This window comes from Paenibacillus sp. Lou8.1, assembly GCF_024213565.1.
GTDB classification, from domain to species: Bacteria; Bacillota; Bacilli; order Paenibacillales; family Paenibacillaceae; genus Paenibacillus; species Paenibacillus polymyxa_B.
Map to the genome: position 1 here is coordinate 103,068 of NZ_JANAVN010000014.1, position 23,161 is coordinate 126,228.

Consider the following 23,161-nt stretch of genomic DNA (forward strand, 5'->3'; position numbering starts at 1 on the left):
AACAAAAATATCCCCTCTACAAGGAGGGGATCAGTATCCATAGACTAGGCTCGCACTCTTACTCTATGGATTTCAGTGCCGAATCTGCCAGTGAGGCCAGCAGCTTCGCTGTTCCGGGCAACGCGCGTTCGTCCAGATCAAAGGCAGGATGATGCCATTCCTGGCTTCCCGCAGTGCCAACAAAGACAAATACACCGGGGATGTTCTTCTGATAAAACCCAAAATCCTCGCTCGCCGAGGATGGTATGGGACGAACTACGTCAAGACCGACCGCTTCTGCCGCCTCCTCCGCGATGGCGGCCAACTTACCGTCGTTCAGCACAGGCGGAGGACCCTCGATCCAGCGGATGGTCGCTTTCGTGCCGAAAGCATCGGCAACGCCTTTTACGACCTGTTCGAAGCGCTCAGTCACCTGGGCGCGAACATTCTCGTCAAATGTGCGAATGGTTCCGTCCAAATGGGCGCGGTCTGGAATGATGTTCCAGGCGTTGCCACTGTGCAGCTTCGTGACGCTAATGACCGCGCTATCCAGCGGATTAACGCTCCGACTCACAATGGATTGCAGCGCCGTAATGATATGTGACGATACCACGATGGGGTCAATCCCTGCATGCGGCACTGCCGCATGTGTGCTCAGACCCTCCACCTCGATGTAAAAACCATCTGCCGCTGCCATTAGCGGACCTTCTTTGATGCCGACCGTGCCTACGGGCAGGTCCGGCTTGTTATGCAGGCCAAATATGGCCTGCACCCCTGCCAACGCACCGCTGTCCAGCACTTGGGCAGCGCCTTTGGCCTTTTCCTCGGCTGGCTGGAACACCAGCCGAACCGTGCCTTTCAGCTCCTGCTCCCGCTGCTTCAAGAGTATGGCTGCTCCTAACAGGGATGCGGTATGAAAATCATGCCCACAGGCATGCATCTTGCCAGGGTGCACCGAAGCATAAGGCAATCCCGTCTCCTCCTGAATGGGCAACGCATCAATGTCTGCACGAAGCGCGACAGTTGGTCCCTCCTGCTGTCCGCCGATTTCCGCAACTAATCCGGTACGCAGCGGCACATCCAGAATGGTTATGTTCTGTTCTTCCAGCAGACGGCGGATAAAGGCGGTAGTTTCAACCTCCTCGTTAGATAATTCAGGATTTCGATGCAGATGGCGGCGAATGTCCACCAGCTTCTGCTCCAAAACCTGCTCTTTCGTCCCGGTTGATCCACTCATCCCTATTCCTCCTTCGTGAACCCAAAATAGTTACAATTCTCTCAGACCAACAACATCTAGGACTGCACAGGCAATCCGGCAAAAGCTTCATGCAACAACTCGAACGAGCGCACACGCTTGTGTATATCTCTTATTCCTGTCGTAACGATCAGCTCATCGGCCTGATACTTCGCTTGAATTTCCGTCAGCACAGCATAGATTTCGTCTTTATTCCCTTTGTTAATTTGCGCTTGTGTAGCTTCAATTGTATATTCTTCACCCGATTGCTTGCCAAACTCTTCTGCACTTTCCAGCGTGCCCACCGTAGCCGTCTTGCCACTGGCCAGATGAATTTTGTACAGCTTGTGCTCACCTGCTAACTCTGCAGCTTCCTCGGAAGTGTCCGCTACGATGACTGAAAGCGCAAAAAGGGCTTTCGGCTCACGTCCATAACTATAATCGAAAGATGCCCGATACGTACGGAATGATTCCAATGCAACCTGCTCATTACTATTGATAAATTGCGAGAAAACGTAGGGCAACCCCAAACGCGCAGCAATTCCAGCACTGTCTGTACTCGTACCCAAAACGTAAATATCTGCTGGTATTTCTGGAATCGGATTCGCCTGTAACCCGGCTAACGGTCCTTCTTCAGACGGAATATTATGAATATAGCGACTTACTTCATCAATTTTTTCTTCGAGAGAAGGCGCATCATGAATGTTTCGTTGTAACGCCTGTGTGGATTTCGGCAACCCGCCCGGTGCGCGTCCGATTCCCAAATCTACGCGACCCGGTGCAAGAGAGGACAGCACATTAAAGTTTTCAGCTACTTTATAAGGGCTGTAATGCTGAAGCATCACTCCACCAGAACCGACTTTAATACGCTCAGTGCGTGCCAGCAAATGGGAAATGAGTACCTCTGGCGAAGAGCCCGCAACCTGCTCGGAATCGTGATGCTCTGATACCCAGAAGCGCGTAAATCCCAATTCCTCTACATGCTGTGCTAGCTTAATCGTATTACGAAGGGCCTGCGCTGCCGTTTCCCCCTCGTGTATGGGGCTTTGATCCAATACTCCGATTTTAATACTCATGTCTCCCTCTCCCGTCTAAATTGAATAGTTATACTCCGGTGTAATCCGTTTCAGAAATTGTTTGGTACGTTCCTCTTTGGGGTGGTTAAAAATGTCGTCCGGTGTGCCTTCCTCGATAATATGACCGCCATCCATAAATACCACATGATTTGAAACATCGCGCGCAAAGCCCATTTCATGTGTAACGACAATCATCGTAATACCTTCCTTTGCAATCTTGCGGATCACCGACAGCACCTCACCCACCAATTCAGGGTCCAGCGCCGAAGTCGGCTCATCGAACAAAATCACTTCCGGGTTCAGCGCCAAAGCACGTGCTATGCCAACACGCTGCTGCTGCCCGCCAGATAGCTGGCTTGGATAATGATTCAGCTTTTCACCCAGACCGACCTTTTCCAGCACTTCAATGCTGATTTTTTTCGCTTCCTCCTGCTTGACCTTGCGGACAACGACAAGTCCTTCCATGACATTTTCCAGTGCTGTTTTATGCTTGAACAAATTGTATTGCTGGAAAACCATAGCCGTCTTTTGACGTAGAGCCAAAACATCCTTCTTCGCAGGTCGCTTGCAGTTCACTGTAAAATCGCCAATGCTGACTTCCCCATCATTCGGCTTTTCCAGATAATTAATGCAGCGTAGCAGAGTCGTTTTACCTGAACCGCTCGGGCCTAAAATAACGACGACCTCGCCTTTGTTCACGGTCAAATCAATGCCTTTGAGCACTTCATGTTTGCCGAACGACTTCGTAATATTTTGCAGACGGATCATGATGCTCGACCTCCATTAAACACATTGATTTTTTTCTCCACCAAGCCGGATATTCGTTCAATCAATACCGTCAAGCCCCAAAATAGCAGTGCAGCTGCAATATATACCTCTAAATATTTCCAGTTGGTAGATGCCAGAATCTCAGCCTGTGCCTGGATTTCTGTGACCGAAACCGTGAAGGCCAAGGTAGAGCCATGAAGCATCCCAATAACGGAATTCGTCAGGTTTGGCAAACTCACCACGAACGCCTGCGGAAATACAATCCGTCTCAGCACTTGCCACGTCGTCATACCGACGGCATAAGCCGCCTCGATTTGTCCCTTGTTGACCGATTGAATTCCAGAACGGACGACCTCAGACATATACGCGCCACTGGTAATGGAAAACGAAATGAGTGCAAATACCATATAAGGAACATCTTTGGATTGCAGCGGCCAGCCGAAATGCTTCGCTCCCGCATCAATCAACAAAGGTAAACTGAAATAAATAAGCAGCAAATGCATCAGCATCGGTGTGCCACGGATAAAGGTAACGTAACCGTGAGAAATCTGGGACAACACAGGAACCTTATAGATTCGCGCCAGCGCCGTTATAATACCGATGACCAACCCTGCCAGTACGGAAACCACCGTAATAATTAAAGTGTTGGGCAACGCGGAGAACAACCCTAAAAAGGCAGTATATATAAAGCCAAAATCCAGACTCATATGCCTTTACCTCCTTTACTAAGACGGGGACTTCTCAGGTAACGCACCACAAAACTTTTTCGTTTTTCGGCTTCTTTCTGCACTGCATCCCGATGCTCATGCCGGAGAAGCGTATTTTCCAGAGCCTTGAACAATTTTTGTAAAATCAGACTGATCACCAGATAGATGAGGGATAACGCGATATAGGTTTCAACAAAATGCTGGGTAGCCGACCCTAATGTCTGTGATTTCCCTGTCATCTCCATCGCTCCGATCGTAAATGCCAGCGAAGTATCCTTCAGATTGCCAATCACCAGATTGGAAAATACCGGAACCACGACAGCCAGCGCTTGCGGCATAATGATACGTGTAAAGGTCTGATAGCCTGACATGCCGACGGACTGTGCAGCCTCGATTTGTCCCCGATCTACAGCCTCTACTCCTGACCTGATAATTTCGGAAATAAAGGCTCCACTATTGAGCGCGTAGGTTGCTACGGCAAACCACAGCACATCCCATCTGGAGGAATTGATATCCACCAGCTTTAGTAGCTCCGGCAGGCCGTAATACACCAGAAACAATTGGATTAGAATAGGTGTTCCGCGAAAAAAGGAAACATACACTTGAGAAACACGTTTGAGAAATGGAATGTTATACATGCGAGGCAGCGCAACCAACAGACCAATGATAAGCCCCAATACAAGCGAGCTTGCCACAATAAACAAGGTGATGTGTAAGTAAGACAGCATTTTCGGGATAAAGCTAAAAACATAGTCAATATTGAACTCTCTGCTCATATGCCTGCCTCCTTTCTATACATCAGCGGCCAGAATACATAGAGTACCCTGACCGCTGAAATGTCCAAGTCTATCCTTACTTCTTACTGCTGCTACCTTCTTTTTTCACATCTTCCAGAGACTTAGTGAAATCCTCTCCAAGCCATTTAATGCTCAGCTTCGACAGCGTACCGTCGTCCTTCACTTCCTGAATGGCTTTGTCGAGGTCATCCGCCAACCCTTGCTCATTTTTGTTCAGTACATACAGTACATCCGATTGAGTCAAAGGATCACCAACGGTTTTCAGAGCTACTTCTCCTTTTTCATCGGTGTTAAAACGGTTCGCAAAGTCTGTCGTAACGGTAGCATCTATACGGCCGCTCGTAATTTGCTGTACCGTATCATTGGCTGCACCACTCGTATAAACGATATTCAGGGCATCTCCGTGGGTTTTGTTATACTCTTTCAGCACATACGCCGCATTACTGGTTGGACTGGTGAGTACCTTTTTCCCTTTCAAATCATCAATTGAATGAATGGTATTGTTATCCTTCGCTACAGCGACTCTGTTCAGAAAAATGCTATACGGATTTTTGTTGAACAGATACTTGGCCTCGCGCTCCGGGTTTTTTTCCATTTGATGCGATACCAGATCAATCTTGCCGGCATCGAGACTTAGCAGCAAATTTCCAAAGTCCATCGTTTTGAATTCAAATTCGTATTGAGGTAGGCGCTTGTCCAGCTCCTTAATCAGCTCCACATCAAAACCTGTTAAATTTCCGTTTTCGTCAATAAAGCATACATTTTTGAATTGTGTACCTGTGCCTACGATAATTTTCTTCACGTCTCCGCTTGAACCTGACGCGCTAGACGCGTTATCTGAGGAGCCGCAGCCTGCCAGCACCAGGATGATTGCCATAACAGACAATATTGCAAACCACTTTTTCATATGAATCCCCCTCATCTCTTTGTATATCAGCAGTTTGCGACATACATGGTAGCTACAACATCCAATAATTAATAATTCCTATAAGTTTAATCGGTTTTAGGATGTGATTAATTTAACACCTGGAAACCAATACGTCAATCCATCAAGCCATAGAACTTTTCTATAACAAAACAGCACCCCGGAAGCCTTCTGTCAGTGCATCTGCAAAATCCGAGGTCACTGCACAGTCTTCTTTGGTCGCTATTATGCTAATCTGCATCGACACCCCAGCTACCTCTGGAACATGGATACGGAACAGTTTCTGATCTTTTACTTCACGGTTCACACAGACATCCGGCAAAAAGGCAATACCCGCTTTCTCCAATACCAGCTTTTTGGCCGTGACCACATTGTCTACCTGAAAAGCAATGTCCGGTGGTTGCTCCAGTGATTCAAAAGCGCGATGAATTCTCATCCAATCTAATGATCCGCATTCAAAAAACACCAGTGTTTCACGTTGAATATCCTGTATGCTGGCCTTTCCTGTCTTCATAAACGGATGGCCGTCGTATACATACAGGGAAATCGGATCTTCATAAAAAGCAAGCGTACGGATAGCCGGATGCATCACTTTACGCACAAAACTAATGTCTACCTCACGGTTCAACAGTTTATGTACCAGTTGATCCGTCGTAGCCGTCACAATTTTGTAGTTAACCTCTGGATAACGGGCACGAAGCTGCTTTAATATTTCAGGAATGATGTAGTTCGACACCGATATCGTGCAACCAATTCGAATTTGCTGAGGGGCTTTCTTACGCTGTTGGAGCTTTTGTTTCCCTTTTTGCAGCACCTGAAGCATCTGCTCCGCATAAGGAAGAAACTTTCGTCCATCCTCCGTCAGAACCGTTTGCTTGCTTTGGCGGTCGAACAACTTGCATTCTAGCTCGCGCTCTAGCGTCTGAATCCGGGCTGTAACAGAGGGCTGGGACAAGAACAAGGCTTCTGCAGCCTTATTAAAGCTCCCATAATGATTCACGTATACAAAGGCTTCCATATTCTCGATATTCATACGCAAGTCCCCCAGTAAGTTTTATATACATTTATCCAATAAGTTAACTTGGTTTTTTTGTATCATAAAACTCACTGAACGACCTGTCAATGGAAATATTGAAAATATCTATAATTTTAATAGCTCATTTAGTTCTTTAACAGAACGTTCCAACCGTGCAACCAATTCTTCCGACAACCCGTATGCTCCATCTGGCAGACGTTCGACCCACTGATCCACTGCATACACCCCGCCAAGAATATGTCTTCCGCCCAGTGCATTAATAACCGGCTTCAAGGCATAGTCAATGACCAGCAGGTGAGCCAGTGTACCTCCGATAAATAAAGGCAAGACTGGTTTCCCTCTTAGCCCCTCCTGCGGAACCAAATCCAGGAATATTTTCAATAGCCCTGAATAGGACGCCTTATAGACTGGAGAAGCCACAATAACGGCATCCGCTGCTGCAATCAATGCAAGTGATGCTGTGACGTCGGGGCTGTTAAAGTTAGCTGTGACCAGATCCTCCGCTGGCAAGTCGACCACATTCAGTAATGTGACCTCCGCTCCAGCCTGCTGCAACTGCTCCGTTGTATAGTTAATCAAGCCGTATAAACGGGATTGTGTAGACGGACTGCCTGATAGGATGACAACCTTGGACATATTTTTCCCTCCTTCTGTTATGCGTCAACCTTCACTTTGGATCTGGCTGCTGTATAGCGGTTCTCAGGAATAGGCACGCCCAGGTTTTCACGTAGTGTGCTAAATTCATAATCCTGACGGTAAATACCGCGTTCCTGCAAAATAGGCACAACCAGATTGACGAAGTCATGCAGACCCGATGGCACATCAGAACCAATAATGAATCCGTCTGCCCCTTTTCTTTCGAACCACTCCTGCACTCGATCCGCTACTTGCTCAGCGGTTCCGATAAAAGAGGTTCTCGGTGTAGCTGAACGCAATGCAACCTCGCGTAAGGTCAAATTTTGTTCCTTGGCTACTCGTTTAATTTTATCTGTACCGCTGCGGAACGCATTGCTGCCAATACCATCAAGCTCAGGGAATGGCTCATCCAGCGGATATTGTGAGAAATCATGATGATCGAAGAAACGTCCCAAATATTTTAACGCAGCCTCAATCGTCACCAGATTCGTGATCTCTTCATACTTACGTTCTGCTTCCTCCGTCGTGCTGCCAATAATCGGCGAAATGCCCGGCAAAATGACAATATCCTCTTCGGATCTACCATAACGTACCGCACGTTCTTTCACATCACGATAAAACTGCTGCGCTTCCTCTAACGTTTCATGTCCTGTAAATACAGCATCCGCTTCCTTGGCGGCCAGGTTTTTGCCATCCTCCGAGGAACCTGCCTGGAAAATAACCGGCTGTCCCTGCTTGGATCGTCCAATGTTCAGCGGACCCTGCACAGAGAAAAACTCGCCTTTATGATTCAATGTATGCAGCTTTTCAGGATCAAAAAATACGCCGGCTTCCTTATCACGAACGAACGCATCCTCTTCCCACGAGTCCCACAGTCCTTTGGTAACCTGTAAATATTCCTCTGCAATTTTATAGCGCTGCGGATGCGACGGGTGCTCGCCTTTACTAAAGTTAAGGGCAGAGCCTTCCAGCGGGGAAGTCACCACATTCCAGCCTGCACGACCTCCGCTTATATGATCAATGGAAGAAAACTGGCGTGCTACCGTGAACGGTTCGCTATAGGAAGTCGACAGTGTGCCGACCAGTCCGATATGCTTCGTCACCCCAGCCAAAGCGGACAAAATCGTAATTGGTTCAAAACGGTTCAGAAAGTGGGGAATGGATTTTTCGTTAATGAACAGGCCATCTGCGATAAATACGAGGTCAAACTTCCCTTCCTCTGCCTTTTGCGCCTGCGTTTTATAAAATTCAAAGTTAACACTCGCATCCGCAGGTACTTCAGGGTGACGCCAAGTCGTCATGCTTCCCCCAACACCGTGAATAATCGCACCAAATTTAATTTGTCTATTCTTAGCCATAACTCTTCCACCTCTCTTGAAAATAATGATTTCCCGTCGGCTTATACCACTTGATTGTAACTTTCCAGCACTTTACCCAACTCTTCCAGATTTGGGTTGAGCAGTGCTTCATATTTGTTATCGCCGCCTACCTCGACGACAGGGACATAACGAATACCATATTTGGTCTCCAGCACGTCACGCAGCGCATCATTTCCGTCCACTTGGATATTTTCATACGGCTGATTTTGGGATTCCAGGTACGATTTGATCTCTCCACAAAAATGACAGCCGGTTTTGCTCCACAATACAACTTTAGGTTTGGACGACATATACATACCTCCGTGAGCTTAATGTTTATAATTCCGATGAATTAAATAAGAATTATATTTATAATGTATCCTCCCCCCTCCTTTCCGTCAATCGTTTGTTCAATAGAGAATGATAATTCATCGATAGAAAATTTTAATTTTATATCGTATTTCATCGCTTATTGGCAGCTTGGTTATTAAAATTTAGGGGAATTGGAGTTTAAATGTGCCTTGACGCGGATATCCTTGGAATAGTAGCGCCCTTGTGGCGAAATGAAATGAGGTTGAGCAAATGCAGGATTGGGCCGAGGTTGCTATACGCACATTAATGGCTGTCGCTATATTATTTTTAATCACCAAAATTCTTGGAAAACGTCAGGTATCCCAGCTTTCCTTGTTCGAATATATAACAGGAATCACGATAGGTAACCTGGCTGCTACCATTCCTATGGAGCGTGAATCCACCTGGTACCTAGGCCTCATAGCCTTGTCAGTATGGGTACTGACAACACTTGGCATTGAATTTTTGCAAATTAAAAGCAAGAAAATCAGAGATATAACAGATGGAAAGACGACAATCCTGATCAAAGACGGCAAAATTTTAGAGGATAATATGAAAAAGGAAAGGCTAACGCTAGATGAGCTCATGGAGCAGCTGCGGAGTAAAAATGTATTCAAGGTGGCAGACGTGGAATTTGCCATTATGGAGACCAGTGGTGCGATCAACGTACTGCCGATCAAAGACAAGCAGGCCGTGACGCTTAAAGATCTCAATATACAGCAATTACCGGAGAAGGAACCAACAGCCATTATTATGGATGGGCAACTTATGGAGCAACAAATGGCATATATGGGGATTACTCAACAATGGCTGGATGCCAAGCTAAAGGAAAAGAGCCTAACGGTCAAAGATGTGTTTTTCGCACAGGTGGACCCACAAGGGGAACTGTACATTGACCAATATAGTGATAATGTACAGCTAAGCAAGGTGCAGGATTCGAATCAAGCCGTGCTGACTTTGCTGGAACAATGCACAACGGAGTTGCAAAAACTCGCATCTGGTTCCAGCGAGCAACAAAGAAAACAGCTATATGAGCAATGCTCACAAAGCTTGAAAGAAGCTATACAGGAGATGCAGCCGGTAAATACATCTAAGTCCTAAGCACATACGCATATGCCATAAGAGTAGAAGCATGGGAACTAAAAAGGAGCGTCCTTCAGCCGTTTATGGCTTAGAAGACGCTCCTTTTTAACTTACTGTGCCGGTGTACATTTCACAGTTGCTGCTGCCTTCCATTACTTTCTGGCGCAGCGGCAGCATAACTGTAAATACCGTTCCTTCTCCCACCTTGCTGGATACAGAGATAGAGCCAGTATGCATCTCTGTTATTTTATAAGCAATGGACAGTCCCAAGCCGCTGCCTCCTGCAGTTCGGGCCCGTGACTGGTCTGCTTTATAAAATCGTTCAAAAATTCGCTGCTGATCCTGGTCGTTGATGCCCTGTCCCGTATCCGCAATGCAGATAACCGCCTGATCACCGTTACTTGAAAGAGAAACAGATATGCTTCCACCCTGCGGTGTAAATTTAATGGCATTGTGAAGAAGATTCACCCAAACCTGGCCCATCAGATCCTCGTCTGCATTGACCTCAACTATACCCACCTCAACAGTCATCTCGATTTTTTTAGCCTCCCATTGCGGTTCGCAGGCGAGAATAAGCGAAATCAGCTGCTTGTCCAGCCGATAAAGGGACGGACGAAACGGATGCCGCTCCGAATCCAGAATCGCCAACTTCATGAGATTATCGCTTAGCTTGGATAGACGAATACACTCCGTCTCGATGATCGTCAAATACCGATCTCGCTGCTCACGATTCAGATTCTCGTCCTTGAGCGCTTTGGCGAATCCGATTATCGAGGTCAGCGGTGAGCCGATTTCATGGGATACGTTCGATATAAACTCCTCCCGCAGCTTTTCCATAGCCTTTAAATTTGCAGCCATATCATTGATACTGTCCACCAACTGTACATAAGGATGCGGCCTCCGATGTTTTCCGTTCCGCCCGCCGAGGTCCCAATCCAGGTTAATGTGAAAGTCTCCTTGCGAAATATGTTTTAAAGCATCGATCATTTCGGTAAAAGCGTGCTGTTCTCTAGGCTGGAAGAAACGCCTTACCGTCATACTGATAATACCGAAGAAGAAAAAGCCTAGCGTCGTATTCATAAGAAAGACGAACAAACCATGGGGAGCCCATGACATGTGCGAATAGATCGCCTCCATAATAAAGTACGCGGCAGCCCAGCTAAGATATAGCACCAATACTACCAGCAGGACTCTCGCAAGAATATGGAGTAACCCCGGTTCCCTCTTCATTGCCGTACCTCCAGCCGATAACCCAATCCCCGGATCGTACTGATCCGGAAGGAGTGGCTTGCCTCCGGAAATCGTTCCCGAAGGCGTTTGATATGGACATCAACCGTTCTTTCGTCTCCCTCATAATCATAACCCCAGATCTGTTCGATCAGCTGGTCGCGGGTAAAGGTTTTGCCAGGATAGCTGGCCAGCTTGAAGAGCAGCTCAAATTCCTTGAGCGGCAGGGTAATCTCCTTCTCTCCAGCCCGACACTCAAATGTATCGCTGCGCAGGACAAGATCTCCGACAGTTACTGATTTTGAAGCCATGATACGATAACGTTTTAATAAAGCCTTCACACGTGCGACGAGCACCATGGGGTCGAATGGCTTGACAAGATAGTCGTCAGTTCCGAGCGCGAAACCTTTCACGATCTGTGACGTCTCGCCTTTAGCTGTAAGCATAAGCAGCGGCAGGTCGGTTTGCTCTCGCAGCTTACGACACAGCTCCCAACCATCCATTCCCGGCATCATGATATCAAGAACAAGCAAATCGACCTTGATTTGATCAAAAATGCGCATCGCGTCCAAACCATCCACCGCCTCGACTACCTCCAGACCTTCCATTCTCAAAAAGTGTCCGACCAGTTCACGAATATGCGGATCATCATCAACGACCAATACACGCGTCATTTCAATCCCCCCCTAACTAACTCTGCCTTAAATCTCTCGTCCTCGTCAAGAAGACTGCCATCTTATGCTTTACGCATATAAGCACGCACCGTAAGCGGCGCGAAGATCGCTACAATGACTGTAGCGCCAAGTAGGGAGATCGCCAGTTCCCCGCCAATCGTTCCCGTATTCGCAAGCTCTCTGACTGCGTTCACAAGATGTGAAATCGGGTTGGCGTTCACAAACCACTGCAGCCAACCAGGCATTGTGCCGACAGGCACAAATGCGTTGGAAACAAAAGTGAGCGGAAACAGAACAATCATGGAGATGCCCTGTACACTAGAAGCAGTGCGGGCAATCACGCCAAAGAAGGCAAAAATCCAGCTGACTGCCCAGGAACACACAATGACCAGAAGCGCGGCGATAGCTACACTCAGCAGTCCTCCCCCTGGCTGATACCCCAAAATATACCCCATGGCGAAGGTAAGTACAGTTGCAATAGTATACCGGATACTGTCAGCTAGAAGAGCTCCAGCCAAAGGCGCAATACGTGCGATTGGGAGTGACTTGAACCTGTCGAACACTCCTTTGTCCATATCCTCACGTAGTTGGACGCCGGTAACGACGGAGGTCGAGATCACAGTCTGCACGAGGATGCCTGGAATAATAACCGGCAAATAATGCTGCACGTCTCCTGAGATGGCGCCGCCAAAGATATAGGTAAACATAAGGGTAAAAATGATCGGCTGGAGCGTGACATCAAACAATTGCTCGGGAGTATGCCGGATCTTCAGAATGCCTCGGTAGGCCATCGTCATAGAATTGGAGAACGCTTGCCTGAAACTCACAGACTTCTTCAATGTGCGATCAGTACCTGTCATAACAGTAGTACTCTTCATGCTCTCGCCCCCTCCATAGCATGCGCTCCTTGGGACGTCTGCTGCTTGTTTACTTGTGCTCCATGACCAGTGATGGACAAAAACACCTCGTCAAGCGTCGGCTTTTGCACACTCATCTCTGCTAGGCGAATCTCTCCAGTACGGAGGGCAATCAGCAGGTCCGTTACCCGATCTGCATTGGCCATCGGAGAAATAATCTTTCCAGCTTCCATTGACACGCTGGACTTGACTGAAAGCACCTGTTCAACGATCTGAACAGCTCTCTCAATGTCCTGTTGATTTTGCACTTTGAGTTGCAGAGTCGACGCTCCTACTGCCGCTTTCAGTTCATCCACCGTACCCTCAGCGACTACCCGACCATGATCGATCACCGCGATTCGGTCAGCAAGTTGATCCGCCTCGTCGAGGTACTGGGTTGTGAGCAGTACGGTGGAACCGGTCTTGACCAGACGCCGGATCGTGTCCCACATCTGGACACGCGTGCGCGGGTCTAATCCGGTGGTCGGCTCATCCAAGAAGATTAGCGGCGGCTTGGCAATGAGACTTGCGGCCAAATCCAGCCGGCGGCGCATACCTCCCGAGAAATGCTTTAGCGGTCGTTTGGCCGCTTCGGCCAAGCCAAATTCCTCCAGCAGCTCCGCTGCCTTATGACGCGCCTCGGCACGTCCCAGTCCAAGTAGCCTGGAGAAGATGATCAGGTTCTCGGTAGCGCTAAGCGACTCATCGACCGATGCGTACTGGCCTGTCACCCCGATCAATTGACGCACAACCTGCGGTTCCTTTACTGCATCGTGCCCGAAGATACGGGCCGATCCCCTATCAGGTCGCAATAATGTTGACAGCATTCGGATGGTAGTCGTTTTGCCTGCTCCATTAGGACCGAGCACCCCGTAGATCGTGCCAGCACGTACATTCAAATCGACACCGTCAACTGCATGCTTATCACCAAAAGCTTTAACGAGTCCCCTTGCTTCAATGGCCAAGGTCTCTTTTCTGTCTGTATAATCCACATTCATATCCTCCTATACGGTTTCTATAGAGAGGATAACCCACGTTTATGAACTGAATATGAATAGAACCGTTTACGGTTTCCAAAATTGATGATAATTTCTTTCTGACAGAGAAGCCAAAGAAGTCCCTATATGGGACTTCTTTGGCTTCATCTCATGGATGTCCTTTTAATGAATAATGGAAAACCTTTATTTCAAGATTCGGCTTCATGCTAAGCACTAACTTGGATATTGAACCTATTTACACTGTAAAAAAATAATCTCGTTCTACCTTGCTCACTCTTAAACCAAATGTTTTATACCACTCGGATTTCCCTTTTTCCTGCGCTACCTTGTGCAGCTCGTTATGTTTCCAATTTTTTATAGCGTCCAGAGACTCCCAATAGGAAACTGTAATGCCTACTCCATTGTGGTCACGAACACTTTCCACACCTAGAAAACCTGGCTGTTGGGCAGCCAGTTCCACCATTTTGTCTCCCATTACTCCGTACCCGCTATCTCCTTCCGTACGTTCAGAAGTAAAGATAGCCGCATAATAGGGCGGACGAGGAGTTTTAGCAATTGAATTCATATGACCCTCCTAAAACAAAATTAAATAACCTTTCTTTAATTTGATTATAATCATAAATATTAAATAAAAAAATGAATATATCAGATATGATACATGAATATATTTCATAAAAAATAGGAGTGAACACGAATTTGTTTAAATATAAAATTTTTCTTTGCGTAGTTGAAATGGGAGGTTTCACAAAGGCCGGGGAAGTTTTAAATCTTACACAATCAGCAATCAGCCATGCGATCTCTGGATTGGACATGAACTAGGGCTGACTCTTCTGATCCGAGGTCGTTCAGGCATCCGATTGACCAATAACGGGGAAAGATTAATGAAGCGATTTAGAGAGATTGTACAAATGGACGAAAAGCTCTACCAAGAGGTAGCTTTAATTAAAGGATTGGAAATCGGAACCGTAAAGATCGGCACATTTTCAAGCGTCTCTATTCATTGGCTGCCCCGTATTCTAAAAAAATTCAATGAGCAGTTTCCTCTTATTGAGATAAAACTGCTCGATGGGAACTACCATGAAATTGAGAGCTGGATAGTCAGTGGGGAAGCTGATTTCGGCTTTGTGAACCTACCCACGTTAGACGCATTAGAGGCATTGCCATTAAAAGAAGAAAGCATGCTTTGTCTACTTCCTTCCGATCATATTCTTGGAAAGCAAGCCTCAATTCGAGTAGAACAGCTCAGAGATGAGCCTTTCATTATGCCTGTTGCAGGCTGTGACACGGATGTAAGAAATATTTTTTCACAGCATAATATGTCACCTAAAATCAAATATGAATTAGAAGATGACCATGCGATTATGGCTATGGTGCAGAATGGCCTAGGCGTGAGTATTCTTCCTGAAATGATCCTGTCTCACATTCCTTACGACATCTCTATTCGACCTTTGGACGAAAGGCATTCCCGTACTATCGGTATCGCTACCGCTTCCTTAAAAAATGTTTCTCCAGCCGCTAAAAAATGTATGGACTTTATTACTGAATGGATCAACTAGCTTCATCATGTCGGCCAAGGAAGCGGATTCTCAAAACTGGACCAGTCCATATCCATTTCGTTATCGTTCAGTAGGCATTCATCTAGCTCTTCTTCCAAGTCCGGTCGATTCATTCCGATACCTATCATGACGATTTCGTTCATGCGGTCGCCCCATTGTTCATCCCAATGGTCCAGAGCCTCAGGATCGGCTGCCACGATCTCCTGCCGTTCTTCTTCAGATAACGAAGCAAGCCAGCTTCCCGCAGGGCCAAATTGAATAGATGGTCCTGCCTGGCTAATACTCGCTGCCCAATCCTGCGGGGTTGCAATCCAGGCCAAACCTTTGGCGCGAACGACCTCCTCCGGCCAGTAGCTCATAAATTCAGCCAATCTCGCAGGATGAAATGGTCTTCTACGGCGATATACAAAGGAATTGATCCCATATTCGTCTGTTTCCGGTGCATGGCTTTCAAGCTCTAGCTCCCGAATCCATCCAGCGGATTGACTAGCCTTGTCAAAATTGAACAGCCCTGTATTCAAAATGTCCGAAGGAGCGACCTTTCCCTTAGAAGTTCGAATGATTCGGGCTTCAGGCTGTAATCTCCGCAGCACACCCTCCAGCTTGTCTAGCTCCACAGGCTGAACCAGATCGCACTTATTCAGAATCAATACATCACAGGTTTCAATCTGGTCAATCAGCAAGTCCGAGATATCACGCATGTCGTCTTCACCAGTAGCCTGCCTACGATCCAGTAGCGTTTCTCCTGATTCAAAATCATGCCAGAAACGGTTCGCATCAACTACGGTCACCATGCAATCCAGTTTTGCCAGCGAAGCCAAATCAATGCCAGTTTCTTCATCGGCGTACGTAAAGGTTTGAGCGATTGGCACGGGCTCACTGATGCCTGTAGATTCGATTAAAATATAATCAAACTCGCCTTGTTCCGTCAGCTTCTTGACCTCCAGTAATAAATCTTCACGCAATGTGCAGCAAATACAACCATTAGACAACTGGACCAGTTTTTCTTCTGTTCTGGACAAGCCGCCCTCTTTTTTAACCAGCTCAGCATCTATATTCACTTCACTCATGTCGTTGACGATGACTGCCACTTTCATTCCGTCCCGATTGTTTAATACATGATTCAAAATCGTTGTTTTTCCTGCACCCAAATATCCGCTCAACACGGTTACCGGTATTGGTTTCTTATTCATCGCTGGTACGCTCCCTTGAATATTAGATTTCATTCTTTTAAATCGTAATAATTACTATTAACATCAACTTTCAGTAATATACAGCATCCCTTTTGCCTTGTCAACTGTGGAGAAACTCTTGAAATGAATAATCTATCCATTAAATAATCGTAAAATGATGGAAGCCTGTGCGGGACGATTGGATGCCTATCAACGTGTGCTCGGGATGACATTAGCCAGCTTCCCCTTCTGGTTATTGTTTTCTGTATATGGAGTTTTCAGCGTGGGAATGCCAAATAAGGAACAGACGGTACAGTCCGCCTTGGTGGCTGTGTTTTCAGGGGTGATCCACTCAGCAAATAATATCTAAAAAAATAGATCCCGTTTAGCGTATATTTATTCTTGCCATGGTCGTTCAAGTGTGGATCAGGCACCAGAAAAAAAGCAGCAGATCAAAGAGGAAGCTCCTGATCTGCTGCTTTTTGCCGATTATTTCTCACAAAGAATAATGCTTTATGACGAGTACGAAGTATGATTACCAAGCGTAGGCTTCTGGCGCAGGTTTTCCCGGACCGGGGAAAATCTCATTCAGCTTGGCAAGCACATCTTCGCTCAATTTGACCTCAGGTACCCGTAGAGCATCCTCTAACTGTTCTAAGGTCCGTGGTCCAATAATTGGAGCCGTTACGGCCGGATGGGACAGTACCCAAGCCAGTGCAATCACGTCTTCTTTTTCACCCAGTTCGCGGGACAATGCTGCAAATTGCTCCAGCTTCGCACGATTCTGCTCCACCTTTTCTTTGGCGCGTGCGCTGCGAGAACCAGTACCTGCTAACGCATTCCGTCCCAGCAGTCCGCCCGCCAGCGGGCTCCATGGAATCACACCCAGACCCAGCTCCTGAGCTGCCGGTAATACTTCAAGCTCAGCGGAACGTTCGTTCAGATTGTACAAATGCTGCTCGGATACAAGCCCCAGAAAACGTCGTGCCTTCGCTTCGGCCTGCGCCACCGCAATATGCCAGCCTGCAAAATTACTAGAACCGATATAATCAACCTGTCCGCGATCCACCACGGACTCGAATACGCCCCATAGTTCATCCCATGACACATTACGGTCAATGTGATGCATTTGATATAGCTCTACATGGTCGGTTTGAAGACGTTTCAGCGACGCGTCCAAATGACGGCGAATTTTGTAAGCAGACAAGCCTGATCCTGCATTGGGTCCGTCATGTTCATTTTTCATATCTCCGTATACCTTCGTTGCCAACACGACTTTCTCGCGTCTTCCGCCGCCCTGCTGGAACCAACGTCCGATAATTTCCTCTGTCCAACCTTTACGATCATGGCCATATACATTAGCTGTATCAAAAAAGTTAATGCCTGCATCCAGTGCGGCATCCATAATTTTAAACGCATCCTTTTCTTCGGTTTCCGGTCCGAAATTCATCGTGCCCAGACATAACCGACTAACCTTCAAGCCTGACTTTCCTAAGTATGAATACTCCATACTATCTCCCGCCTTTGTCTAAGGATTTTAAAATTCCGCAAAGTGACATGCCAAAAAAGACCATACTCAGTTTATTCACCAGAACAAACCACATTGAAACAACCCCGAATGCAATTTAAAGCTTGGATAACGCATGCAAAAAAGCCCCACGCACCGCAAAAGCAGCAAGCGCGAGGCCATCCCCCTTATACTACCCCCAAATATTAAAAGAAGTGACTTTACGGTGGTTACCAGCGGAGCGGAGAATTTGAATCTGGAGAAGCGAAGCGTTCGCCTTTGCCACGGGATTCTTACCTTGTCATATCCTATCTAATCCAAAGAATCCCGTGGCAACAGCGATCGTAAGATCAAATCCTTCGCGGAGCGGCTCACTTCAACCACCGTAACTCATTCTTTTTTTTACAATCAAGGAATCAATTTCGTTTCTTTTGCTCGCTCGGCCATTTTTTTCGTATGCTTGCTGAGCGGCTTCTTAAACACCAATCCAAACAGGAAGCAAACACCGATAAATACAAACAGCATCACCACATCCCGTGTCACCGTTGAAGGCAACATCCCTCCTACTGTCTCTCGTAACAGACTAACCGCATAGGTGAATGGTACAAACGGATTCAGCGCCTGAAAGAACGGTGTACTCGTCGCAATCGGGAATGTCCCTCCTGAACTGGAGAATTGAAGCACCAGTAGGATGACTGCCAGTCCCTTGCCGATATTGCCGAACACAGAAACTAGTGTATAGGTCATCGCCGTAAACACCAGACTGATCAGCATAGAGGACAGTACAAAAGCTACTTTGGCATCCACATACGCCCCGAGCAGGAACAAGTCTCCGAGAGATACGCTCAGCGCCTGAAAAATACCAATCGTGGAGAATGTCATAAGCCGTCCGAAATACACTTGGTAGCTTTTAAATTGTCCTTCCGAGTCATCCACATCTACCCTGAACATCGAGACCAGTAGCATCGCACCCACCCAAATCGACAATGTAGTGTAAAAAGGTGACATCGCCGAACCATAGTTGGGGATTGGGTATATCCGTTCCTGCTTCAACGATACCGGACTGCCGAGAAAATCACTTTCCTTTTTCACATCTCCCTTGAGCAATGCAATAGCGCGTCCGAGTGCATTTTCGCCCTTAAGCTTGCGAATTGTGTCTGCAGCCTGGCGTATGGAATCCTCGGCAGCTGGAAGATCGGTCCTTACAAAATTGGCTACTTGGTGTACCGCTTTTTCAGCTTCAGGAAATTTATTTTCAATTAAATCAGCCATTTTGACAAACTGTTGTTCCGCTTTGGGCAAATCATTACGCACAAAATCTGCTGCCTGATGAATTTTATTTTTAACCGCCGGCAAATCGTTATTTACGAAGTCTGCCGCTTTGTTCACAGCATTCGTAAACTCGCCCATACGTCCCTGAATCGTCGTCGCCGCTTCATGCAGTTTTTGACGGTATTGTGGCAGATCCTGCTGGAGACGTGTTAGCTCTTGCTGACCGAATTCTGCTGCAGCCTGTGCGTCATTTAATAGCTTTTCAATATTCGGTAGCTGCTCTTGAGCTGTAGTCAGCACATTGGCAGAATTGCGGGCAACGGATTTGATCTGATCCAGCGCCTTTTGAATGGCGGGTGCATACTCCGTATCATAATTGCCCAAAATGCTGTCAATTCCGCTACTGATTTCTCCTGCCAGGCGATCAGTGTCATCCAGCAGATTTTGCGCAGGCTTTTCACCGCGCTGAATGGCATCCCCGATGCTAGTTACTGTGCTATTCAGACGACGGAAACGATCCTCCACCCCGCTCACACGGGAAATAAGTGAATCCAGAGGTTGACTTGGCAAGTATCCGTTCACACGGTTCAGCAATTGAGAAATATGATCCAGCACCCCCACGGCAGTTGTCAGCCTACCGCTGACACGATTCACCGCAGCTTGTGCTGCTTTAGGATCAAAATCCACACCACGAATGATGTCTGTAATCTGAGAAACTTCATTCGCGATTTGTTGTACCAGCTGTAAGTCTTCTTTAACTATTGTACCAATCGAATCAAGCGCACCCTCATTTTTGTCCAGAAATTCAAGTAAACCGGTTGTAAAGTCTTTGCCTGTGTCCGCTATTTTCTGTACTTCTGGCAGTGCTTTCTGAGCAGCATTAATGACCTTAAGGGCCGTTTGCGTGTCCTCTAGGGCGGTGGCCAGTGCGCTTTCTACCTTGCTGAAATTTTGATCCAGTTCAACAATTCGATCACCGGCCTTTTGAATATCAGGTATTCTTTTTTGGATATCCAAAATAACAGTGGCTACCTTGTCCAGCTCAGGCATGTTTTTATCAATTTTGAGCACCAGGTCACCGGCACGGTTAATTTCAGGAATTTTCTCCTTCAATGCAATGATCTTTTGTCCCTGTGCCTTTATTTTCGGCAAATTTTGCTCCAGTTCCAATGCCTGTTTGCCCAACCTTTCGATATCCGGCAATCGATTATTCAGCTCCAACACCCGGTTCTCAATGTTACGAATCGTCGGGAGCTCCTCCTCCAGCCTGACTCCGGCTTCCTTCAACTTCGTCAATACGGCCTGGCTGGCAGTTTCAATAAAGTTTTGGCTAATCTGGTTCGTCAGAGAGGTTGCCCCCGAAGATGTAATTTTCGGAGCTACTGCATTAATTTTTTCATTTACGGCGTAATCAATTTCCGGCTTTTGCGGATTTTCCGTCAGCACACTCGTAATTTTCTCTGAAAAATCTTTCGGGATCAGCAGGCTGGCATAATAATCACCATTCAACACACCTTTTCGTGCTTCCGCTTCATTGACAAAAGTCCAACCCAGCTTCTTGTTATTTTGAAGGTTATGCAAAACCTCATCGCCGATATTAATCTTTTTACCATTCACTTCTGCACCCTGATCTTGGCTGGTTACTGCAATTTTAATCCCAGATGTATTCGCATACGGATCCCACATCGCTTTCAAATTCACCCATGCATAGACGGAAGGCAAAAGAATGATGCCAATGACTAATAAAGTCCCGGTCGATACTTTGAATACATTTCTCCAGTCTGTTAAGTAGATTTGCCATATCTTCCGCAACTTCATCACTCCTCGTATGTACATTAACCTGTCGTCCATTGTTGTATGCACACGTATTGTAAACGATTCGAGCGAATGAAGCTAATCCTGTTACAGAATATGTAAAAAGCGCATGACACTTATAGAGATCATACGCTTTTCAATAAAATCAATCTGCTTAATTTCGAACTCCATTCGCGGGCATAGCCTCTAGGGAATAAAATGCTCCTTTTTTATTGATTTTTCCCACAACAGTAACCCCGCCTTTTTGGGAGAACGTATACTCGTTATCCTTCATTTTTACGGTGTATCCTTTCAGGTTAATTCCAAAAAGGGATTGTACTTTCGACTTGGCGGCTGCAAGTGCCTGGGTTTTGCTGAGCCTTGGCTTGGCAAATGCTTTGGCAAAGCCCTTATCTCCATCCCAGTCCATACCATACTCACTTTTTACGGCCCATACTTTACCGGTTTTTACACCAATCAGTACGTTGTTTGATCCACCATCGTCCCGGAAGTTCCAGACAGTATCCTTACCTTCCTGCTGACGAAGCACGTATTCAAACGGCTTGATTGTAGCCATACCAAGTGTTTTAAGCGAACGGTTCGCTTTGTTGGTTAAGGCAGCTTTAAAGTCTTTGAGCGAATACATAAAGCTGGCTGTTATTTGATTTCCATGATCAAGATCAATATAAATGCTTTGATCATTCCCCCACAGCACCCAATAATTTTGGAGTCCTACTTCGTCTACCGGGGAATATACGCGCCAGATGGCCTCCGTTTTAAAAACTTTATCGGTATCGAATGATTTCAGGAAAGATGCAACCTTGCTTCGCAGGTTATGATCCATAACTTTGTTCATATCAGCGGAATCATAGATGATGCTGGTGGACTGCACGATTCCTTTTTTGGAATCATAATTTTGGATAAAATCAGCATTAGCTGTGCCGCGCAAAGTTCCGTTTATAATCCGTGAATCAAAAGCAGTCTCGACACTTGTAAACTCTATCGTTTGCTTCCCGGCCAATTTGTTCAACACATCCGTTAATCGTTTGGTGACAGTCTGATCCAGTTTAACAGTGGTTTGTGCGGTTTGAACTTTGTCAGCAGCGGGCTGCTGTGCCAATGCCATTGGCGCCGATCCTAAAAGTATTGATATTGCCGCCGCAGTTACAGTGACAGAACTCCATTTTTTCATTCAGTCCATTCCTCCTGTTGTCTACAAAAAATTCTTTAATTATTAAAGCACACATATCCCTTAGACGTGTCACAAAAGTAAAAAGTTGCTACCTACTCTAATCGCTCTTCAAGCCTCATCCAGAAATCCCAAACCAAAAGAAGCCCCTCAAGCCTAATTTTTAGGCTCAAGGAGCTTCTCATTCACTACATTATCCATTCTTCAGCAGTCTGGCCGCCGAAAATGCTGCACCATGACGCAACTTCCGCTTTTCCAACCGTTTGTGCAGCGAACGATTATACAGAACCTGTATGACAAAATACGAGATAATGCCCAGCACCACACCGAAAATCGACATGCCGATCAGGATGTGCAAGCCTCCGTGCAGCAAGTCTCTGAATACAGACCAGTTGCCGTGAAACAGCTCCATAAAAGAATGCTCGTGAAGTCGTCCACCCCTGACATGTACCGGATAATGAGTTGGATAAATCCAAGCTCCCACTTGCTTGGCGAATGGCATCAGTACAATTGGCAAAAAGGTCAGCTTACCTACAACGTTACCCACAATGGCCGCAGGCAGCGAGCCGCCAGAGAGACGAACAATCGGATAAAAAACAAGGTATACCAGAGAAGCCGTGGAAATCACGATCATCTCCAACGCAAAGCCAATGGCGAAGCCCAAAGAAATCTTTTTAACTCCACCAGGGGCGCGCAACAGCTTGATGAAATTGAGCCGAATCGCACGCCATATATTTTGAAACATATTATATTTCTTCTTCGATTTATGAGGTTTGAGCCTTTTCGGATTGAGCTTTATCAATAGGAGGACTCCTTCAACAGTACTATTCAAGTTCAGGAATGAGTCAATACAGCTCCCATCCTTACTTATGTCTATACTGTCATTATAACCCTCAGCGTTCGAAAAGCAATGTTATTCCGCCTGT

General features: G+C 46.5%; 21 protein-coding genes and 2 pseudogenes. 3 read left to right on the forward strand and 20 right to left on the reverse strand.

The window, feature by feature from the left end:
- Positions 1 to 58: 58 nt before the first annotated feature.
- The 10 genes from NLX78_RS19665 to NLX78_RS19710 all read right to left on the reverse strand — a co-directional run bounded on the left by NLX78_RS19665 (position 59) and on the right by NLX78_RS19710 (position 8,827).
- Positions 59 to 1,216, reverse strand: a complete 1,158-nt coding sequence (locus NLX78_RS19665; protein ID WP_254351337.1) for an amidohydrolase — start codon at positions 1,214 to 1,216, stop codon at positions 59 to 61.
- Positions 1,217 to 1,272: 56 nt separating this feature from the next.
- Entirely contained in the window at positions 1,273 to 2,289 is a 1,017-nt protein-coding gene (locus tag NLX78_RS19670) for an LLM class flavin-dependent oxidoreductase (protein ID WP_254325754.1), read from the reverse strand.
- 15 nt (positions 2,290 to 2,304) lie between these two features.
- Positions 2,305 to 3,057, reverse strand: a complete 753-nt coding sequence (locus tag NLX78_RS19675) for an amino acid ABC transporter ATP-binding protein (RefSeq protein WP_025722945.1) — start codon at positions 3,055 to 3,057, stop codon at positions 2,305 to 2,307.
- A complete protein-coding gene (locus NLX78_RS19680) occupies positions 3,054 to 3,764 on the reverse strand; it encodes an amino acid ABC transporter permease (protein WP_061830372.1) in 711 nt (236 codons plus the stop codon). The genes NLX78_RS19675 and NLX78_RS19680 overlap by 4 nt, the downstream gene beginning before the upstream one ends.
- Positions 3,761 to 4,540 (reverse strand): amino acid ABC transporter permease, encoded by a 780-nt coding sequence (locus NLX78_RS19685; RefSeq protein ID WP_254351338.1) that lies wholly within the window; start codon positions 4,538 to 4,540, stop codon positions 3,761 to 3,763. Before NLX78_RS19685 ends, NLX78_RS19680 begins: the two co-directional genes overlap by 4 nt.
- 76 nt (positions 4,541 to 4,616) lie before the next feature.
- Positions 4,617 to 5,468 carry a transporter substrate-binding domain-containing protein gene (locus NLX78_RS19690; RefSeq protein ID WP_028542376.1) on the reverse strand — a complete coding sequence of 284 codons (852 nt, stop codon included), beginning with the start codon at positions 5,466 to 5,468 and terminating at the stop codon, positions 4,617 to 4,619.
- A 160-nt stretch (positions 5,469 to 5,628) separates the two neighbouring features.
- A complete protein-coding gene (locus tag NLX78_RS19695; protein WP_165175481.1) occupies positions 5,629 to 6,519 on the reverse strand; it encodes a LysR family transcriptional regulator in 891 nt (296 codons plus the stop codon).
- 108 nt (positions 6,520 to 6,627) lie between these two features.
- Positions 6,628 to 7,158 carry an NADPH-dependent FMN reductase gene (ssuE, locus tag NLX78_RS19700; RefSeq protein ID WP_029519116.1) on the reverse strand — a complete coding sequence of 177 codons (531 nt, stop codon included), beginning with the start codon at positions 7,156 to 7,158 and terminating at the stop codon, positions 6,628 to 6,630.
- A gap of 17 nt (positions 7,159 to 7,175) precedes the next feature.
- Complete coding sequence (locus tag NLX78_RS19705) at positions 7,176 to 8,516, reverse strand: LLM class flavin-dependent oxidoreductase (RefSeq protein WP_013310067.1); 1,341 nt, start codon at positions 8,514 to 8,516, stop codon at positions 7,176 to 7,178.
- Between the two features lie 41 nt (positions 8,517 to 8,557).
- Positions 8,558 to 8,827, reverse strand: coding sequence for a glutaredoxin family protein (locus NLX78_RS19710; RefSeq protein ID WP_013310066.1), 270 nt, complete (start codon positions 8,825 to 8,827; stop codon positions 8,558 to 8,560).
- A gap of 271 nt (positions 8,828 to 9,098) precedes the next feature.
- Between NLX78_RS19710 and NLX78_RS19715 the strand changes: the two genes are divergently transcribed.
- A complete protein-coding gene (locus tag NLX78_RS19715) occupies positions 9,099 to 9,968 on the forward strand; it encodes a DUF421 domain-containing protein (RefSeq protein ID WP_061830366.1) in 870 nt (289 codons plus the stop codon).
- An 87-nt stretch (positions 9,969 to 10,055) separates the two neighbouring features.
- Here NLX78_RS19715 and NLX78_RS19720 read toward each other — a convergent pair whose 3' ends face one another.
- The 5 genes from NLX78_RS19720 to NLX78_RS19740 form a co-directional block, all read right to left on the reverse strand.
- Positions 10,056 to 11,180 carry a sensor histidine kinase gene (locus NLX78_RS19720; protein ID WP_254351339.1) on the reverse strand — a complete coding sequence of 375 codons (1,125 nt, stop codon included), beginning with the start codon at positions 11,178 to 11,180 and terminating at the stop codon, positions 10,056 to 10,058.
- Complete coding sequence (locus NLX78_RS19725) at positions 11,177 to 11,851, reverse strand: response regulator transcription factor (RefSeq protein ID WP_254351340.1); 675 nt, start codon at positions 11,849 to 11,851, stop codon at positions 11,177 to 11,179. Before NLX78_RS19725 ends, NLX78_RS19720 begins: the two co-directional genes overlap by 4 nt.
- 62 nt (positions 11,852 to 11,913) lie before the next feature.
- Positions 11,914 to 12,729, reverse strand: coding sequence for an ABC transporter permease (locus NLX78_RS19730; RefSeq protein ID WP_061830363.1), 816 nt, complete (start codon positions 12,727 to 12,729; stop codon positions 11,914 to 11,916).
- A complete protein-coding gene (locus tag NLX78_RS19735; RefSeq protein ID WP_250268163.1) occupies positions 12,726 to 13,745 on the reverse strand; it encodes an ATP-binding cassette domain-containing protein in 1,020 nt (339 codons plus the stop codon). The genes NLX78_RS19730 and NLX78_RS19735 overlap by 4 nt, the downstream gene beginning before the upstream one ends.
- A 235-nt stretch (positions 13,746 to 13,980) precedes the next feature.
- Positions 13,981 to 14,310 (reverse strand): antibiotic biosynthesis monooxygenase family protein, encoded by a 330-nt coding sequence (locus NLX78_RS19740; protein ID WP_250268162.1) that lies wholly within the window; start codon positions 14,308 to 14,310, stop codon positions 13,981 to 13,983.
- A gap of 167 nt (positions 14,311 to 14,477) precedes the next feature.
- Here NLX78_RS19740 and NLX78_RS19745 point away from each other — a divergent pair.
- Positions 14,478 to 15,301 (forward strand): annotated as a pseudogene (locus tag NLX78_RS19745) (LysR family transcriptional regulator substrate-binding protein).
- A gap of 5 nt (positions 15,302 to 15,306) precedes the next feature.
- On the opposite strand, the gene NLX78_RS19750 reads toward NLX78_RS19745, so the two are convergent.
- Complete coding sequence (locus tag NLX78_RS19750) at positions 15,307 to 16,494, reverse strand: GTP-binding protein (protein ID WP_254351341.1); 1,188 nt, start codon at positions 16,492 to 16,494, stop codon at positions 15,307 to 15,309.
- A gap of 133 nt (positions 16,495 to 16,627) precedes the next feature.
- Between NLX78_RS19750 and NLX78_RS19755 the strand changes: the two are divergent.
- Positions 16,628 to 16,822: pseudogene (locus tag NLX78_RS19755) on the forward strand (multidrug resistance efflux transporter family protein); the annotation flags it as partial.
- A 186-nt stretch (positions 16,823 to 17,008) separates the two neighbouring features.
- Here NLX78_RS19755 and NLX78_RS19760 read toward each other — a convergent pair.
- The 4 genes from NLX78_RS19760 to NLX78_RS19775 all read right to left on the reverse strand — a co-directional run bounded on the left by NLX78_RS19760 (position 17,009) and on the right by NLX78_RS19775 (position 22,980).
- The gene (locus tag NLX78_RS19760) at positions 17,009 to 17,983 is read right to left on the reverse strand and encodes an aldo/keto reductase (protein WP_023988341.1); all 975 of its coding nucleotides are present in this window, start codon (positions 17,981 to 17,983) and stop codon (positions 17,009 to 17,011) included.
- Positions 17,984 to 18,388: 405 nt separating this feature from the next.
- Positions 18,389 to 21,064, reverse strand: a complete 2,676-nt coding sequence (locus NLX78_RS19765) for a YhgE/Pip domain-containing protein (RefSeq protein ID WP_254351342.1) — start codon at positions 21,062 to 21,064, stop codon at positions 18,389 to 18,391.
- A gap of 157 nt (positions 21,065 to 21,221) precedes the next feature.
- The gene (locus NLX78_RS19770; protein ID WP_250261539.1) at positions 21,222 to 22,238 is read right to left on the reverse strand and encodes a hypothetical protein; all 1,017 of its coding nucleotides are present in this window, start codon (positions 22,236 to 22,238) and stop codon (positions 21,222 to 21,224) included.
- A gap of 190 nt (positions 22,239 to 22,428) precedes the next feature.
- Positions 22,429 to 22,980 carry a DUF2062 domain-containing protein gene (locus NLX78_RS19775; RefSeq protein WP_061830376.1) on the reverse strand — a complete coding sequence of 184 codons (552 nt, stop codon included), beginning with the start codon at positions 22,978 to 22,980 and terminating at the stop codon, positions 22,429 to 22,431.
- Positions 22,981 to 23,161: the final 181 nt, after the last annotated feature.

Excerpts from the sequence above, each read along its gene's own strand:
- NLX78_RS19730 (WP_061830363.1), bottom strand. The coding sequence starts at position 12,729 with ATGAAGAGTACTACTGTTATGACAGGTACTGATCGCACATTGAAGAAG.
- NLX78_RS19675 (WP_025722945.1), bottom strand. The coding sequence starts at position 3,057 with ATGATCCGTCTGCAAAATATTACGAAGTCGTTCGGCAAACATGAAGTG.
- NLX78_RS19710 (WP_013310066.1), bottom strand. The coding sequence starts at position 8,827 with ATGTCGTCCAAACCTAAAGTTGTATTGTGGAGCAAAACCGGCTGTCAT.
- NLX78_RS19720 (WP_254351339.1), bottom strand. The coding sequence starts at position 11,180 with ATGAAGAGGGAACCGGGGTTACTCCATATTCTTGCGAGAGTCCTGCTG.
- NLX78_RS19670 (WP_254325754.1), bottom strand. The coding sequence starts at position 2,289 with ATGAGTATTAAAATCGGAGTATTGGATCAAAGCCCCATACACGAGGGG.
- NLX78_RS19760 (WP_023988341.1), bottom strand. The coding sequence starts at position 17,983 with ATGGAGTATTCATACTTAGGAAAGTCAGGCTTGAAGGTTAGTCGGTTA.
- NLX78_RS19725 (WP_254351340.1), bottom strand. The coding sequence starts at position 11,851 with ATGACGCGTGTATTGGTCGTTGATGATGATCCGCATATTCGTGAACTG.
- NLX78_RS19770 (WP_250261539.1), bottom strand. The coding sequence starts at position 22,238 with ATGAAAAAATGGAGTTCTGTCACTGTAACTGCGGCGGCAATATCAATA.
- NLX78_RS19690 (WP_028542376.1), bottom strand. The coding sequence starts at position 5,468 with ATGAAAAAGTGGTTTGCAATATTGTCTGTTATGGCAATCATCCTGGTG.
- NLX78_RS19705 (WP_013310067.1), bottom strand. The coding sequence starts at position 8,516 with ATGGCTAAGAATAGACAAATTAAATTTGGTGCGATTATTCACGGTGTT.
- NLX78_RS19665 (WP_254351337.1), bottom strand. The coding sequence starts at position 1,216 with ATGAGTGGATCAACCGGGACGAAAGAGCAGGTTTTGGAGCAGAAGCTG.
- NLX78_RS19740 (WP_250268162.1), bottom strand. The coding sequence starts at position 14,310 with ATGAATTCAATTGCTAAAACTCCTCGTCCGCCCTATTATGCGGCTATC.
- NLX78_RS19750 (WP_254351341.1), bottom strand. The coding sequence starts at position 16,494 with ATGAATAAGAAACCAATACCGGTAACCGTGTTGAGCGGATATTTGGGT.
- NLX78_RS19680 (WP_061830372.1), bottom strand. The coding sequence starts at position 3,764 with ATGAGTCTGGATTTTGGCTTTATATATACTGCCTTTTTAGGGTTGTTC.
- NLX78_RS19695 (WP_165175481.1), bottom strand. The coding sequence starts at position 6,519 with ATGAATATCGAGAATATGGAAGCCTTTGTATACGTGAATCATTATGGG.
- NLX78_RS19685 (WP_254351338.1), bottom strand. The coding sequence starts at position 4,540 with ATGAGCAGAGAGTTCAATATTGACTATGTTTTTAGCTTTATCCCGAAA.
- NLX78_RS19775 (WP_061830376.1), bottom strand. The coding sequence starts at position 22,980 with ATGTTTCAAAATATATGGCGTGCGATTCGGCTCAATTTCATCAAGCTG.
- NLX78_RS19715 (WP_061830366.1), top strand. The coding sequence starts at position 9,099 with ATGCAGGATTGGGCCGAGGTTGCTATACGCACATTAATGGCTGTCGCT.
- ssuE (WP_029519116.1), bottom strand. The coding sequence starts at position 7,158 with ATGTCCAAGGTTGTCATCCTATCAGGCAGTCCGTCTACACAATCCCGT.
- NLX78_RS19735 (WP_250268163.1), bottom strand. The coding sequence starts at position 13,745 with ATGAATGTGGATTATACAGACAGAAAAGAGACCTTGGCCATTGAAGCA.